Annotated in this window: 17 protein-coding genes; 4 read left to right on the forward strand and 13 right to left on the reverse strand. The window is 72.9% G+C overall.

The genetic code is table 11. From position 1 onward, the window contains the following. Positions 1-144: 144 nt before the first annotated feature. From bioD to bioB, 3 genes are all read right to left on the reverse strand, one after another. A complete protein-coding gene (gene bioD / locus JJV70_RS14660) occupies positions 145-852 on the reverse strand; it encodes a dethiobiotin synthase (protein WP_219048396.1) in 708 nt (235 codons plus the stop codon). Next, positions 849-2,195, reverse strand: coding sequence for an adenosylmethionine--8-amino-7-oxononanoate transaminase (locus JJV70_RS14665; RefSeq protein WP_219048418.1), 1,347 nt, complete (start codon positions 2,193-2,195; stop codon positions 849-851). The genes bioD and JJV70_RS14665 overlap by 4 nt, the downstream gene beginning before the upstream one ends. Before the next feature lie 88 nt (positions 2,196-2,283). Further along, positions 2,284-3,540, reverse strand: coding sequence for a biotin synthase BioB (gene bioB / locus JJV70_RS14670; RefSeq protein WP_219048397.1), 1,257 nt, complete (start codon positions 3,538-3,540; stop codon positions 2,284-2,286). A 156-nt stretch (positions 3,541-3,696) separates the two neighbouring features. Between bioB and JJV70_RS14675 the strand changes: the two genes are divergently transcribed. Beyond that, positions 3,697-4,848 carry an 8-amino-7-oxononanoate synthase gene (locus JJV70_RS14675; protein WP_219048398.1) on the forward strand — a complete coding sequence of 384 codons (1,152 nt, stop codon included), beginning with the start codon at positions 3,697-3,699 and terminating at the stop codon, positions 4,846-4,848. 175 nt (positions 4,849-5,023) lie between these two features. Here JJV70_RS14675 and JJV70_RS14680 read toward each other — a convergent pair whose 3' ends face one another. From JJV70_RS14680 to JJV70_RS14705, 6 genes are all read right to left on the reverse strand, one after another. Next, positions 5,024-5,533 carry a DUF6328 family protein gene (locus JJV70_RS14680; protein WP_219048399.1) on the reverse strand — a complete coding sequence of 170 codons (510 nt, stop codon included), beginning with the start codon at positions 5,531-5,533 and terminating at the stop codon, positions 5,024-5,026. 28 nt (positions 5,534-5,561) lie between these two features. Further along, on the reverse strand, positions 5,562-6,326 hold the full coding sequence (locus JJV70_RS14685; protein WP_219048400.1) for a 1-acyl-sn-glycerol-3-phosphate acyltransferase: 765 nt from the start codon (positions 6,324-6,326) through the stop codon (positions 5,562-5,564). A 91-nt stretch (positions 6,327-6,417) separates the two neighbouring features. Then, the gene (locus JJV70_RS14690) at positions 6,418-6,600 is read right to left on the reverse strand and encodes a hypothetical protein (RefSeq protein ID WP_219048401.1); all 183 of its coding nucleotides are present in this window, start codon (positions 6,598-6,600) and stop codon (positions 6,418-6,420) included. Positions 6,601-6,684: 84 nt separating this feature from the next. Next, on the reverse strand, positions 6,685-7,638 hold the full coding sequence (locus JJV70_RS14695) for a cytochrome c oxidase assembly protein (protein ID WP_219048402.1): 954 nt from the start codon (positions 7,636-7,638) through the stop codon (positions 6,685-6,687). 318 nt (positions 7,639-7,956) lie between these two features. Continuing rightward, positions 7,957-8,685: a type 1 glutamine amidotransferase gene (locus JJV70_RS14700; protein ID WP_219048403.1), complete on the reverse strand. Its 729-nt coding sequence runs from the start codon at positions 8,683-8,685 to the stop codon at positions 7,957-7,959. A 29-nt stretch (positions 8,686-8,714) separates the two neighbouring features. Next, a complete protein-coding gene (locus JJV70_RS14705) occupies positions 8,715-9,956 on the reverse strand; it encodes a MurT ligase domain-containing protein (protein WP_219048404.1) in 1,242 nt (413 codons plus the stop codon). A gap of 107 nt (positions 9,957-10,063) precedes the next feature. Between JJV70_RS14705 and def the strand changes: the two genes are divergently transcribed. Continuing rightward, positions 10,064-10,666, forward strand: coding sequence for a peptide deformylase (gene def, locus JJV70_RS14710; RefSeq protein ID WP_219048405.1), 603 nt, complete (start codon positions 10,064-10,066; stop codon positions 10,664-10,666). A gap of 30 nt (positions 10,667-10,696) precedes the next feature. On the opposite strand, the gene JJV70_RS14715 is transcribed toward def, so the two are convergent. Next, entirely contained in the window at positions 10,697-11,335 is a 639-nt protein-coding gene (locus JJV70_RS14715) for a TetR family transcriptional regulator (RefSeq protein WP_219048406.1), read from the reverse strand. A gap of 147 nt (positions 11,336-11,482) precedes the next feature. Between JJV70_RS14715 and JJV70_RS14720 the strand changes: the two genes are divergently transcribed. Together JJV70_RS14720 and JJV70_RS14725 are read left to right on the forward strand one after the other, a co-directional pair. Continuing rightward, complete coding sequence (locus JJV70_RS14720) at positions 11,483-12,709, forward strand: acyl-CoA dehydrogenase family protein (RefSeq protein WP_219048407.1); 1,227 nt, start codon at positions 11,483-11,485, stop codon at positions 12,707-12,709. Between the two features lie 145 nt (positions 12,710-12,854). After that, positions 12,855-13,442, forward strand: coding sequence for a TIGR03086 family metal-binding protein (locus JJV70_RS14725; protein WP_219048408.1), 588 nt, complete (start codon positions 12,855-12,857; stop codon positions 13,440-13,442). 217 nt (positions 13,443-13,659) lie between these two features. On the opposite strand, the gene JJV70_RS14730 is transcribed toward JJV70_RS14725, so the two are convergent. Genes JJV70_RS14730 through JJV70_RS14740 form a run of 3 tightly spaced genes read right to left on the reverse strand, consistent with a single transcriptional unit; the run spans position 13,660 to position 14,631 of the window. Beyond that, positions 13,660-13,902: a DUF4235 domain-containing protein gene (locus JJV70_RS14730; RefSeq protein ID WP_308294825.1), complete on the reverse strand. Its 243-nt coding sequence runs from the start codon at positions 13,900-13,902 to the stop codon at positions 13,660-13,662. A 25-nt stretch (positions 13,903-13,927) separates the two neighbouring features. After that, positions 13,928-14,215 carry a DUF3618 domain-containing protein gene (locus tag JJV70_RS14735; RefSeq protein ID WP_219048410.1) on the reverse strand — a complete coding sequence of 96 codons (288 nt, stop codon included), beginning with the start codon at positions 14,213-14,215 and terminating at the stop codon, positions 13,928-13,930. Next, positions 14,212-14,631, reverse strand: a complete 420-nt coding sequence (locus tag JJV70_RS14740; RefSeq protein WP_219048411.1) for a phage holin family protein — start codon at positions 14,629-14,631, stop codon at positions 14,212-14,214. Before JJV70_RS14740 ends, JJV70_RS14735 begins: the two co-directional genes overlap by 4 nt. Between the last annotated feature and the right edge of the window lie 378 nt (positions 14,632-15,009).

Here is a 15,009-nt window from a genome sequence, read left to right on the forward strand (position 1 = left end):
TCAAGAGCGGCACGGCCGGGCTCCACGCCATCGCTGGCACACTGCGCGACTAAACCCGCTGGGCGGCACAGCCCACGGCTCCGAAGACCGCTCGCCCCCGCTGGTGGCCGCCAGAGTTCGCCGTCAGCCCCGGCGGGGCCACGGTCAGACCTCGGCAGGCAGTGCGAAGCCCCGTCCGCCCAGCTCCGGTCCGAGCCATCCCGGGGCAGCCGCCCGGAAGGCCGCAGCGTCCAGCGCCCCCGCGCCCTGGGGCAGTACTCCGGCCAGCGGCGCACCGGCCGCGACCGGCAGGTCAACCAGGTTGCAGCGCGCCGCCAGGTCCGCCTGCTCGGGCCAGCTGCCAATCACCACCCCCGGACAGTCAAGGCCGCGCGCGGCCAGCGCCTCGGCCGTCAGCGCGGTCGTGTTGAGCGTCCCGAGGCCCGCTGCGGCGACGACGACCACCGGCGCGTCCAGCAGACGGGCGACATCGGCGAGCGTCGCACCCGCGTCGTCGAAACGGACGAGCAGGCCGCCCGCGCCCTCGACCAGCACCAGGTCGTGCTCGGCGGCCAGCCTCGTCGCCGCCTGCGCCACGTCGGCCGGACGCGGGTACGGCAGCCCGGCCCGCCGCGCGGCCGTCTCCGGCGCCAGCGGCTCCGGATAGCGCGCCAGTTCCAGGCCCGTGACCGCGTCACCCGTCAGCCGCAGCACCTCGGCGACGTCGCCGGGCTCCCCGGCGGTCACCCCCGTCTGTGCCGCCTTCACCACCGCCACCCGCTGTCCCTCGGCAACCGCGCAGGCGGCCAGCGCCGCCACCGTCACCGTCTTGCCGACCTCGGTGCCGGTGCCGCTCACACACCACACGCTCACGCGCCACTCCCCGCTTTCGCCGCGGCGACGACGGCCGCGCAGATCCGTGCCACGTCCTCGTCGCCGGTGACGTACGGCGGCATCGTGTACACCATGTCGCGGAACGGTCGCAGCCATACCCCGTGCCGTACCGCCGCCCGCGTCGCCGCGGCCAGGTCCACCTCACCGTCCAGCTGGACGACGCCGATCGCGCCGAGCACCCGCACCTCCCGCACACCCGGGGCACCCTCGGCGGCCGCCAGCCCGTCGCGCAGCCCGGCCTCGATGCGCCGTACCTCCCCGGCCCAGTCCTGACCGAGGAGCAGTCCGAGGGAGGCGTCGGCCACCGCCGCGGCCAGCGGGTTGCCCATGAACGTGGGCCCGTGCGCCAGCACCGGCACCTCGCCCTCGCTGATCCCCCGGGCCACCTCCGGCGTGCACAGGGTCGCGGCCATCGTGAGGTAACCCCCCGTCAGTGCCTTGCCGAGGCACAGCACGTCGGGGGTGACCCCGGCGTGCTCGGCGGCGAACAGCGCGCCGGTGCGGCCGAACCCGGTGGCGATCTCGTCGAACACCAGCAGGACGCCGTGCTCGTCGCACGCCTCGCGCAGCACCCGCAGGTAGCCGGGGGAGTGGAACCGCATACCGCCCGCGCCCTGTACCACTGGCTCGACGATGACCGCCGCCAGCTCGTCCGCGTGCGCGGCGATCCGCTCGCGCAGCAGCCGCGCGTAGCCGGCGTCCACCCCGGCGTCGAAGCCGGGCGGGGGCGGAGGCACGAACACCTGCTCGGCGAGCACCCCGGACCACAGCTGGTGCATGCCACCCTCCGGGTCGCACACCGACATCGGCTGCCAGGTGTCCCCGTGATACCCGCCGCGCCAGGTCAGCAGGCGCCGCTTGGCGGGCCGGCCCAGCGAACGCCAGTACTGCAGGCACATCTTGAGCGCGACTTCGACCGACACCGATCCCGAGTCCGCCAGGAACACGTGCTCCAGGTCCCCGGGGGTGAGGTCCACCAGCCGCTTGGCCAGGCGGACGGCCGGTTCATGGGTCAGGCCGCCGAACATCACGTGGCTCATGCGTTCCAGCTGCCGGTGCGCGGCCTCGTTGAGCACGGGGTGGTTGTAGCCGTGCACGGCCGACCACCACGAGGACATGCCGTCCACCAGCTCGCCGTGGCCCTCCACCGGCTCGGCCAGGCGCAGTCGTACCCCGGCGGCCGACTCCACCACCAGCGGCTCCTGGCGGCCGGGCATCGGGCCGTAGGGGTGCCACACGTGCTGCCGGTCCAGCGCCAGCAGCTCCTGCGTCACTGACCCGCGAGGAGCGGACCGGGCTGGGGCGGACAGGCCGGGGACCATGGGGTCGGCCATGCCAGGCGTCGTGCAGCCGGGCATCGCGGTGTTGGACAGTGCAAAGCGGGGCATCGCGGTGCCGGGCGCCGCGCGGTCAGGCATTGGGCGGCAGCTCGGTGCCGGCACCCCGGCGCCGTACGGCGACCAGGTCCGTACGTACCTGCCCGGGCGCGTCTGCCATGCCTGCCGCCGTGCCGACCGCCTCCGCACCGGCGGGGGCGGACTCAGCCCTCGTGGGGTCAGCGCCCGTGGGGTCCGCCGCTGTGGGCTCCGCCGCGCCGCCGCCGTCCCCGCACGGTGCGCAGCCGCCGCCCGAACCGCAGCCACCAGCTGCGGCAAGCGCGTCCGCGCGGTGCCCGGGAAGCGTGGTCGTGCCCGCGCCCTCGACCTCGAAACCGGCGTCCGCGATCATGTCCAGGTCAGCCTGACCGGCCTGCCCCTCGCTGGTCAGATAGTCACCCAGGAAGATGGAGTTGGCCAGGTGCAGGGCGAGCGGCTGGAGCGACCGCAGGTGCACCTCGCGACCACCGGCGATGCGCACCTCCACGTCGGGGCAGACGAACCGCACCATCGCCAGGACGCGTAGCGCGCGCTGCGGGCTGAGGTGCCACTCACCCTCCAGCGGCGTCCCCTCCATGGGGATCAGGAAGTTGACCGGCACCGAGTCCGGGTCCAGCTCGCGCAGCGCGAACACGACGTCCACCAGGTCCGCGTCGGACTCGCCCATACCCGCGATGAGGCCCGAGCAAGCCGACATCCCAGCGGCCTGCGCCTGCTGCACGGTGGAGACGCGGTCGTCGAAGGTGTGCGTGGAGCAGATGTCCTTGTACGTCGCCTCGGAGGTGTTGAGGTTGTGGTTGTAGGCGTCCGCGCCCGCCGCGCGCAGCCGCTCGGCCTGCCCGCCGGAGAGCAGGCCGAGACAGGCGCAGACCTCCACGCCCTCGCTGTCCTCCTTGATGGCCGCGATCGTCTGCGACACGCGTTCCACGTCCCGGTCGGTGGGGCCGCGTCCGCTGGCCACCAGGCAGACCCGCTTGGCGCCGCCCGCGAGCCCGGCCCGCGCCGCCTGCGCGGCCTGCTCCGGCTTCAGCCAGGTGTACTTGAGGATCTCGGCCTTCGAGCCCAGCCGCTGCGAGCAGTAGGTGCAGTCCTCCGGGCACAGACCCGACTTGAGGTTCACCAGGTAGTTGAGTTTCACCCGCTTCCCGAACCAGTGGCGGCGTACCCTGCCCGCCGCTGCCACCACATCGAGCAGGTCGTCGTCGGACGTCCCCAGGACGGCGAGCGCTTCCTCGCGCGTGGGCAGCTCGCGCCGCAGTCCCTTGTCTACCAGCGTGTTCAGCAGGTCCATGGCGCGCATCCTCGCTCACCGACGACGCCCGGGCCAAGGAGACAGCACACAACGGGGCCGGATCGGAGTGTGTGGATTACCACACGGTGAGTTCCCGGCTGTGCCGTTAGGTTCGACGGGACCCGCCACGCCGACGCCAGCGAAGGAGTTCCGCCCATGCCCGAGGACCCCTTCGGCTGGCTCGACGCGGCCCGCGAACAGCGGCGACGGGCCAAACTCGTGCGCACCCTGCGCCCCCGCGCCGCCGACGATCCGCTGCTGGACCTCGCGGGCAACGACTACCTCGGCCTGGCCCGGAACCCGGCGGTCACCGCCGCCGCCGCCGGGGCCGCGCACCGCTGGGGCGCGGGCGCCACCGGCTCGCGCCTGGTCACCGGATCGACTGCCCTGCACGCCGAACTGGAAGCCGAACTCGCCGCGTTCTGCGGCTTCGAGGCGGCCCTGGTGCTGTCCTCCGGCTACGCCGCCAACCTCGCCGCCGTCACCGCGCTCGCTCCCGCCGGCGGACTGGTCGTCTCCGACGCCGACAACCACGCCTCGCTCATCGATGGCTGCCGGCTCGCCCGCGCGCGCACCGTGGTCGCCCCGCACGCGGACCCGGCCGCCGTCGCCAAGGCCCTGGACGGCCACACCGGCCCGGCGCTGGCCGTCACCGACGCCGTCTTCTCCGTTGACGGCGACGCCGCGCCGCTCGCCGCCCTCGCACCGGTCTGCCGCGCCGCGGGCGCCGCACTGCTGGTGGACGACGCGCACGGCCTCGGCGTCCTGGGCGAGGGCGGACGCGGCACCCCGTACGCCGCCGGACTCGCCGGGGCTCCGGGCACGGTCGCCACCGTCACCCTCTCCAAGTCCCTCGGCAGCCAGGGCGGTGCGGTACTCGGTCCCGCCCCGGTGATCGAGCACCTGCTGAACACCGCGCGCACCTTCATCTTCGACACCGGTCTGGCGCCCGCCGCCGCCGGAGCCGCCCTCGCGGCCCTGCGTCTGCTGCGAGCCGAACCCCACCGCGCCCGCCGGGTCCGCGAGGCCGCCCGGGCCCTGCACACCGGCCTGACCGCCGCGGGCCTGACCGCCGCCCGTCCGGACGCCGCCGTGGTCTCCGTGCACGCGCCCGCGCCGCAGGCCGCGCTGCGCTGGGCGGCCCAGTGCCGCACGGCCGGACTGGCGGTGGGCTGCTTCCGTCCGCCGTCCGTGCCCGACGGCATCTCCCGGCTCCGGCTGACCGCCCGCGCCGACCTGACCGACGCGCAGGTCGGGCACGCGGTGCGCACCATCGTCACTACCGCGCCTGAGGGCGCCGCCCGCTGACCGGTGCCCGAGCCGGGCCCGGCTCGCGCCCGAAGCCGTTCCCGGGCGGTTTGTCCCCTCACCTGCCCTCGTCCGCGCCCCCGAGGGGAGGGAGCACGCCGCACGCCAGATCCTCCGAAAGCCTCCTCCACCCAGGTGCTCAGCGGCCCCGCCAGGTGCGTGCCCCGCGGGTGAGCTACCGGGGTGGCGGCTGAGCCTGCGTACGTGTCTGACGGCTATGGGCGCGCCGCACCTGCCACGGAACCAGCGCCCACAGCACGGCGCACCCGGCGAACGTCGCTGCCCCCGCCGTGATGCCCGCGGCCCGTCCGAGCACGAAGTCCACGATCAGCAGCACCGCGCCCGTCAGCGTCAGCCCGAGTACCGCCAGCCCCGCCGCCGCCAGCCGTCCGGAGACGTCCACCACGCGACGCTTGGCGCCGCGCCGGAACAGCACCCGGTGCACCACGGGCGGCGCGGTGAAGATCATCGCGGCCAGCGCGGCAAGCAGCAGCGTCGTGATGTAGGTGCCGCGCTGCACGTCATCCAGCTCCGGGAAGCGGGGAGTGAACGCCAGCGTCAGCAGGAAGGCGAACAGGATCTGCACCCCGGTCTGGATGACGCGCAGCTCTTGCAGCAGTTCCGCGAAGTTGCGGTCGTCCCGCTCGACCGGGGTCTCGTTGCGAACGGAGCGATAAGCGCCCATGGTCCATTACTGACCATTTCGCGAAAGTTTACGCGTCGCTACCGTCCGTGCCTGGTCCGCTCGTGCCCCGTCCGCGGGCGTCCGGCCCCCAGCGCTCCGGCATCGGCGGCCGGGCGCGGCGCGCGGCGGCCTTGGCATCCTGCGCGTACGCGTCCACGTACTCTTGTGCCGACAGCTCCCGGATCGCCGCCATGACCGCGTCGGTCACCTCCCGCAGGACCGCCCGGTCGTTCTCCCGCCCCGCGAAGCGGGAGAAGTCCAGCGGCTCCCCGAACCGGATCGTCACCCGCCCGATCCGGGGCAGGGCGCGCCCAGGGGGCTGGAGTTCCCGCGTGCCCAGGACCGCGCACGGCACCACCGGTACGCCTGCCCGCAACGCCATCACCGCCACGCCGACGCGCCCCTTGTACAGCCGCCCGTCGTGCGAGCGCGTGCCCTCGGGGTAGATGCCCAGCAACTCGCCGCGCGCCAGCACCCGCAGCCCTTCCTCGACGGCCGTCTGCCCGGCCTGCTGCCCGGAGCGGTCCACCGGGATCTGGCCCGCGCTGCGGAAGAACGCCGCTGTCAGCCGCCCGCGCAGCCCAGTGCCGGTGAAGTACTCCTGCTTGGCCAGGAAGGTGATGCGCCGCGGCACGATGGCGGGCATCACGAAGTGGTCGGCGAACGACAGGTGGTTGCCCGCGACGATGGCAGCTCCGCGCGCGGGAACCCGCTCAAGCCCCTCGGTCCGCGGCCGGAACACCAGCCGGAGTAAGGGCCCCAGCAGCACATACTTGAGCAGGTAGTAGAACACCGCCGCACCTCCACCTGTCCCGACGCCGCACTGCTACCCGTCTGCCCGCGGCTCCCGGTGGCATGCCGGGCGGCCGGCGCCGGTGCCCGGGTCAGCGGTGCGGGGAGGGGCCCTTCTCGGCCTCCCGCACGGTGGCCAGGCCCAGGGTGACCAGCCCGAGCACCACCCAGGCGAACCACAGCCAGCCACTGCCGCCGATAGCCACGGTGTAGGCCGTGGCGAGCACGAGCGTGGCCACTGTCGTCACCGTCATGGTCGTCATCGCCGAGGCCATCGTCCGCCACCTCCTCGCAGGGGCGGGCGGCCACGGTGACCGCTCCGCGCCACTGTCCATGGTCGCGCGGCGGCGCGGCGCCCGCTACCGTCCGGCGCGGGCCTGCAAAGAGGCCAGGTAGGCGTTGTAGGCGGCCAGCTCCTGATCCCCGTCGCGGTCGGCCCTGCGGTCCTGACGCCGGGCCTGACGCTGCTCGGAGACGTACCACTGGAACATCAGCGCGATGAGTACCAGCACCGAGGGGATCTCGCTGAACGCCCAGGCGATGCCACCGGCCGCGTTCTGGTCCTCCAGCGCGGTGACACCCAGCGAGGCGGGCGGATCCGCGTAGGTGCGCACCATCGGCTCGCTGGCCATCATCAGCGCGATCCCGAAGAAGGCGTGAAAGGGCATGCCCGCGAACAGCTCCAGCATCCGCATGACGTAGCCGGGCCGGTGCGGCCCCGGGTCCACGCCCATGATCGGCCAGAAGAACGCCAGACCCACCGCGAGGAAGTGCACCATCATCGCGATGTGTCCGGTTCGCGAGCCCATCAGGAAGTCGAACAGCGGCGTGAAGTACAGCCCGTACAGGCTGGCGATGAAGAGCGGAATGGTGAACGCCGGGTGCGAGATGACCCGCACGTACCGGCTGTGCAAAAAGGCCACCAGCAGCTCGCGCGGACCGCGCCGCCCGCGCGGCGCGGCCGGCAGCGCCCGCAGCGCCAGTGTCACTGGAGCGCCGAGCAGCAGCAGGATCGGCGAGAGCATGCTGATCACCATGTGCTGCACCATGTGCACGCTGAACAGCACCATGCCGTACTCGTTCAGCGCGGTGCACATCACCAGGAGGACGGTCAGCACGCCGGAGGCGAAGGCCAGCAGCCGCCCGAGCGGCCAGGCGTCACCGCGCCGCCGCAGTCGCAGCACCCCCCATCCGTAGACAGCGAGCGCCAGCAGGCCGCCGGCCAGGAAGAACGGGTCCGCGCTGAACTCCAGGCCGCGTCCCAGCGTGAACGGCGGCAGCTCCGCCATGGTGCCGTGTCCGCCGTGGTCCATCCGCAACACTCCTGGTTCGTACCGATCGGCTCCTGGTCGCACCGATCGCCCGCACCAGAGTAGAACCGCCCCCGGCCGTGGGTACGGCCGGGGGCGGCTGGCGAGAGGGGCCTTTGGCGCGGCGGCGGCAGGGCCGCCGACGCCGGGGCGCTCACCTTCGAAAGGCACTCGGGACGCACGCCTTCGAAAGGGGCAGCACGGTCCGCCCCGCCGCGCGGACGATCAGCCCCGAGCTGGCATCCGGTGGCACGGCCAAGCTCGCCGGCACCTCAGTCCCGGTCAGTTCGCGGCAGTCCCCGTAGGCACCGCGTGCGGCGGCTACGCGGGCTGGGTGGCCGCCGCGATCCGTTCGGCGCGCAGCGCCTCATACCAGCGGTCGTCCACCGGCGGCAGCGCGTTGACGTCCAGGGCCAGCTTCACCAGCAGGTCAGCGATCAGCGGGTTGCGGGCGAGGACGGGGCCGTGCATGTAGGTGCCGAAGACCGTGTCGTGCCACGCGCCCTCGGTGCCGTCTGCGGTCCCGTTGCCCTGACCGAAGCGCACCCGCGCCAGCGGGCGGGCCGTCGGCCCCAGGTGGGTGATGCCCTGGTGGTTTTCGAACCCGGTCAGCTGCGGCAGGTGCAGCCGCTCGTCGACATCGGCCAGCACGTCTCCCACGCAGCGCGCGCCGGCGCCGCGCGTGGAGACGACGTCCAGCAGGCCCAGGCCCGGCTGGCGCTCACCCTGGTCGTTGACGAACTCGTGTCCCAGGATCTGGTAGCCCGCGCACACCGAGAAGACGAGCGCCCCGTTGTCCACGGCCCGCTGCAAACCGCCGTCGCGCGCCAGCCGCTCGGCGGCCAGCCGCTGCGGCCGGTCCTCCCCGCCGCCGATGAAATAGATGTCACCGGAGGTGGGCACCGCCTGGTCGGAGCGGACGTCCACGCGCTGGACGTCCAGCCCGCGCTGCTCGGCCCGGCGCTGCACCACCAGCACGTTGCCCTGGTCTCCGTAGGTGCTCAGCAGGTCGGGGTAGACCCACACGACCCGCAGGCTGCTGTCGCTCATGCTTCAAACCTTCCTTGACGGGCGCGGGGTCAGTTGCCGACGACGCGGCGCAGATCCTGGAACGCGGTGTAGTTGGCGATGGCCTCGATGCGGCCGGGCGGGCAGCGGCGCACCGCCTCCTCCGCGTTCTGGCACACCTGGAAGTCAACACCCGCGACCTCCAGCCGTACGGCGAGGTCCAGCTTGCGGTCACCGATGACGCAGATCGGGTGGCCCGCGAGCCTGCCGTAGTCGACGTCCCACAGCCAGGAGGTGTCGGTGCCGTCAGCGCCGCGCGCGTTGACCGAGAGGATCACCGGAGCGGGCGGCGGGTCGATGAGCGAGAACGTCTCCAGCCAGCCGGCCGGGTTCTTCGCCAGCAGCAGCCGCACCTCGCGCCCCTGATAGGAGACCACGTCGTACCGTCCGGCCACGGCCGTCACCGAGAACATCCGCTCCAGCGACACCTGTGGCGGGACGCCGAAGACGGCGGCCACCGCGGCCGAGGTGGTGGCGTTGGCCCTGTTCGCGCGGCCCGGGAGCTGCAACCGGATGGGCCAGGCCGAGCCATGCGGGTCCAGCACGTGGTCCCCGGACAGCGCCCAGGTCGGGGCCGGGCGGCGAAAGCCGCATTCGCCGCACACCCAGTCCTCGCCCGGACGCTGCAGCACACCGCCGCAGGACGGGCAGGACCAGGCATCGTCCTTCCACTCCTGCCCGGCCGCCACCCACACGACGTTGGCGCACGAGGATGCCGCCCACACCACCAGCGGGTCGTCGGCGTTGGCGATGACGACGGCCTTGGAACCGGCCAGCCCCTCGCGCCACCGCTCGGCCAGCATCCGCGTCTCCGCGGCGCGGTCCAGCTGATCGCGGGAGAGGTTCAGCAGGGCGATGGCCTTCGGCGTCACGTCCTGGGCGACGCCTGCCAGGTACTTCTCGTCCACCTCGATCACACCGAAGCGCGCCCGGGAGCCCCCGGCCAGTGCGGAGGTGATGCCCGCGGGCATGTTCGCGCCGAGCGCGTTGGAGACGACATCCTCGCCCGAGCCGCGCAGCGCCTCGGCGATCAGCCGCGTGGTGGTCGTCTTGCCGTTGGTGGCGGAGACGAGCACGACGTCCAGGTGCCCTGCCACGCGGGCCAGCAGGTCCGGATCGAGCTTCAGCGCCACCCGGCCGCCGATGACTGATCCGCTGCCGCGGCCCGCCGCGCGCGACACCGCCGCCGCGGCCCTGCCCGCCGTCACCGCCAGTTTGGCGCGGGGCGTCAGCGGTTCCGGGTTGCCCGACATCGTCGTTGATCCTCCTTGCGCTTCGGTCACACTGCACCCTACCGAGATCCGGCCGCCCGGACGGCATCGGACCACGGGCGAGGAGCGGGGCCCGTAGGCTGACGGCCATGCGACGCCCCGCTATCCCGGGCAGTTCCGGACGGATTCGCCGCCTCACCCGCTTCGGTGAACCGGTACTGCATCAACCGTGCGCCGAGGTCACGCAGTTCGGCGAGGCGCTGCACCGGCTGGTTGAGGACATGTTCGCCACGATGTACGCCGCCCGCGGTGTAGGGCTCGCCGCGAACCAGATCGGCACGGGCCTGCGCGTGTTCGTCTACGACTGCCCGGACGACGAGGACCGGCGCCACCTCGGCCACCTGGTCAACCCGCGGGTCGCCGAGCGCGGGGGAGTGGCGGTGCGCGGGCCCGAGGGCTGCCTGTCCCTGCCCAGGCTGGAGGCGGGCACCATACGCTTTGACGCCGTGTGCGTCACCGGGTACCGGGCGGACGGCACCCCGGCCGAGGTGCGCGGCACGGGGTTCTTCGCCCGCTGCCTGCAGCACGAGTGCGACCACCTCGACGGCGTCGTCTACGCCGATCACCTCACCGGCGTGCGCCGGCGCAGGCTGAACCGCGCCGCCGCCCGCGCTGGCCTGGCCTGGACGCCGGCCGGCCCGCCCGCTCCACTCGGCGAGCGCGCACCTGGCGGCGCACCCGGAAGCCGGTGACCCCAGGCCCTGGCTGTGCTGTCCCGGCGCTTAGAACCCCGGCACGCCCACCCGGTCCCCGGCCGCCGCGAGCCGTCCCCACAGCAGATCGGCCAGGTGGCGCACGAGCTGGGCCCGGGAGCAGGGGCGGTCGGTCAGCCACCAGTCTCCGGCCGCGTGCATCATGCCGACGATGCCATGACCCCACACTCGCGCCAGCTCGGCGCTCTCCGGGCCGAGATCGACCCGCTCGTCGATGACCTCCGCCAGCTCCTCGCCCAGCCGCCGCAGCAGCGGCGCGGTCTGCTGCCCGGCGGCGAAGCCCGGTTCACCATGGGAGCCGCCGTCGGCGGGGTGCATCAGGAACCGGTAGACCTGCGGGCGGGCCTCGATGGCGGCCAGATAGGTGTCCAGGGTGTTTTCCACCCGCTCGCGCCGGTCGGCCGGCGCGTCCAGCGCCTCGCGCAGCGAGGCCAGTAGCGCGTCGGTGTGCCGCACGGCCAGCGCCCGGTACAGGCCGCCCTTGTCGCCGAAGTGGCGGTACAGGATGGGCTTGGTGATGCCCGCTTCGGCGGCGATGGCGTTCATCGACGCCTCCGGGCCGTCCCGCATCACCACCCGGTTGGCAGCCTCCAGCAGCTCCTCGCGTCTGCGCGTCGAGGCGCTGCCGCGCCGCTCACTGGTCTCCATGGTTCACTCCCCGCCCGTTTGGGTGCGCTGCCCGCGCAACGTAGCACTCCGCTGGTACGCGCCCTGTGTGCCGCGAAAGGTTGACACGATCTACTCACCAGTAACAGACTGGAGTTACTGCAAGTAACAGTTAGTGGAGGGGACCTTATGACCGAGTTCGCGCTCGACCTCAACGACGAGCAGAAGGAAGTGCGGCAGTGGCTGCACGGCTTCGCCGCCGACGTGATGCGTCCGGCGGCGGCGGAGTGGGACGAGCGTGAGGAGACGCCCTGGCCCCTCATCCGGGAGGCCGCCAAGATCGGCCTGTACTCGCTCGACTTCTACGCCCAGCAGTTCTTCGATCCCGCGGGCCTGGGCATCCCGATGACGATGGAGGAGCTGTTCTGGGGCGACGCGGGCATCGCCCTGTCCATTGTCGGCACCGGCCTGGCGGCCGTCGGTGTCCTCGCCAACGGCACCGAGGAACAGGTCGCCACCTGGGTTCCGCAGATGTACGGTGACGCGGACGACGTCAAGGTGGCGGCCTTCTGCTCCTCCGAGCCCGACGCCGGCTCCGACGTCGCCTCGATGCGCACCCGCGCCGTCTACGACGAGACCAAGGACGAGTGGGTCATAACCGGCACCAAGACCTGGGCCACCAACGGCGGCATCGCGAACGTCCACGTCGTCGTCGCCGTCGTCGATCCGGAGCTGGGTTCCAAGGGCCATGCCTCCTTCATCATCCCGCCGGACACCCCCGGCCTGTCCCAGGGGCAGAAGTTCCGCAAGCACGGCATCCGTGCCTCGCACACCGCCGAGGTCGTACTCGACGACGTCCGTGTCCCCGGCAGCTGCCTGCTCGGCGGCAGGGACAAGCTCGACGAGCGTCTGGCCCGCGCCCGCGAGAAGGCCAGGCAGGGAGGCACGCGCGTGAAGAACGCCGCCATGGCCACCTTCGAGGCCTCACGCCCAGCTGTCGGCGCCATGGCCGTGGGCACCGCCCGGGCCGCCTACGAGGTCGCGCTGGACTACGCGAAGACCCGGCAGCAGTTCGGCCGCCCGATCATCGACAACCAGGGCGTCGCCTTCCAGCTGGCCGACATGCGCACCCAGATCGACGCCGCCCGCCTGCTCGTGTGGCGCGCCTCGTGGATGGCGACCGCTGGCAAGCCCTTCGAAGCCGCCGAGGGCTCGATGTCCAAGCTGTACGCGTCCGAGGTCGCCAAGTCCGTCACCGCCCAGGCCATCCAGATCCTCGGCGGCAACGGCTACACCCGCGAGTACCCGGTCGAGCGCATGCACCGCGACGCCGCCATCTACACCATTTTCGAAGGCACCAGCGAGATCCAGCGCCTGGTCATCTCCCGCACCCTCTCCGGCCTGGGTATCCGCTGACGCCTGACGCCCACGGCCCCGCCGACCGTGTACCAGGGCGCGGGGCCGTACGCGTACGTCCACGGCGCGGCACGCGATGACTTTCCTCCCCCCCGACCGTCAGTACGGGTACAGCATCCAAAGAAACCCGCCCCGGGAGCCCGCCATGACCGACGCACCTCCGCTCGCGCCCCAGGCCCGCCACGTGGCCGCCCTGCTGCCTGGCATCGACGACGATCAGCTCACCGCCCGTACCCCGTGCCCGCGCTACACCGTCGCCGACCTCCTGCAGCACCTGGTGGTCCTCACCGAGGCATTCGCCGATGCCGCCGCCAAGCGCCGCACCGCCCTGACCACCACCAGCCCCGAGGACGCCGGTCCCGCCCTGGCCGAGGACTGGCGCACCCGCCTGCCCGCCCAGCTCACCACCCTGGCCGAAGCCTGGCGTGGCCCCCAGGCGTGGCGGGGCGACACCCAGGTCGGCGGCGTCGAACTCCCCGGTGCGGAAGCCGGGCGCGTCGCGCTCAACGAACTGCTGATCCACGGCTGGGACCTCGCCCGCGCCACCGACCAGCCCTACGCCGCCGACCCCGTCGCCGTGCAGGCATCCTTCTCCTTCCTGGACGGCTGGGACGGCGGCACCGAAGACGGCCTGTTCGGGCCGCGCGTGCCCGTACCCGACAGCGCGCCCCTGCTGGACCGCGTCATCGGGCTCAGCGGCCGCGACCCCGCGTGGCCGGGCCTCACCCGCTGACCGACGCACCCGGGCTTGCCACCGGCGGCTCCCAGTACCCGTGCCTGCCCACCGATCCAGCCCACCCTCCTGTCCGCCTCACCACGAACACGGCCGCCGTGGGCTGGCAACGGTGACACTGGTTCCACCCGCCCCGCCCTCTCCGGGCCCCTGACACAACCGGTGGGGGCGGGCGGCGCCCGTAGCCACAGCCCGCCACCGGTGGGCCGGGGAGCGGTCAGGACATCGCCCGACGCCCCCGCACCCGCCGCGCACCGACCACACCGCCGCGCTGTATCACCGCCTTTACCAGCGCGAAAATGGCACCCTGGAGGACCGCGGCCGTCAGTACCTCACGCCAGGTCCGCTCCACGTCCGTGGCGTCCGGGGTGTCCTCGTCCCCGGCCACGACCTTCCAGACCTGCTTGAAGATCGCACCGGCGATAACACCTCCAACAGCACCCACCAGCAGGCTTGCCACCCGGCTGAGCACCTTCACGACGCCCTCACCACTTCCCGTGTCGCTTGCCCAGTACCCACACCATCACCACGACCGCCACCGCACCGGCTGCGATCAGCGGACCGCGGTTCTCCCGGCCGCGCTCGGCGGCCACCGTCGCCGCGTAGTGGGCCTGCTCCTTCGTCTCCGTGGCCTTGCGGTGCGCCTTCGCCTTCACGTCGGCCTTCGCAGCCAGCTGCGCGACCGTCTCGCCCAGTTCCGCGCGAGTCTGATCCGCCTCCTCCCGCAGCCGCTGCGGATCCTTGGCCGGCCCCGAGCCGGAATGAGGTGTCATCGATGGGCCCTTCCCTTGATCTCCTGAATGTCGGCCTTGACCCCGCCGATCGCCTGCTGGGGCGCTACCGGCGTAGCCTGGCGCAGTTCCATGCGTCCCAGCAGGGCCAAGACGCCGGTGATGAGCAGCAGCACGCCGCCGATGATCAGGGCCGACGCCCACACTGGCAGCACCAGGGCGAGCGCGGCGATGGCACCAGCGACCAGCGCCTGCAGGGCCAGGAAGCCGACCACGGCTGCCCCGCCGAACATCCCGCCACCGAGTCCGGCCCGTTTCCCTTTCTGGGCGAGTTCCGCCTGCGCCAGCCGCATCTCGCGCCGCACCAGCTCCGACAGCTGCTGGGACGCGCGTTCCACCAGCTCGCCGACCGACGCCTGGTGTCCGTCGGCCGACGGGCGGCGCACTGATCCGATCATGCCGTCCTCCTCGCTCCTTGCTTCGACGCCGGGTTCCCCACGACGCGCCGCGTTACGCCCCCGCACCGCCAACGGCGGCACCGGCGTCACACGTACGGGGGAACCAGCGTGCGCACGCCCCAGAATCCGGCCCCGCCTGAGCGGGGGAGGGCCGGTCACTCCCGTAGCCGCAAAGTGCACGCGCCCTTCGGTGATCCGGGCTTCGAACGCGGGCCGGGGCGCCGTCGCAGGGCCGTGCACGTTCCAGCCCTGGCTCATCCGGAAGGCGCTGCCGTGCCACGGGCGCGTCACACATCCGTCTGCGAGCTCACATGTGAGGTTCGGGGAGGAGGTCATCGAGATGTTCGGGTTTCCCCACCACTGGTGCTGACTCGTCTT

Origin of the sequence: Streptomyces sp. JJ66, from assembly GCF_019303495.1 — a bacterium.
Classification (GTDB): domain Bacteria; phylum Actinomycetota; class Actinomycetes; order Streptomycetales; family Streptomycetaceae; genus Streptomyces.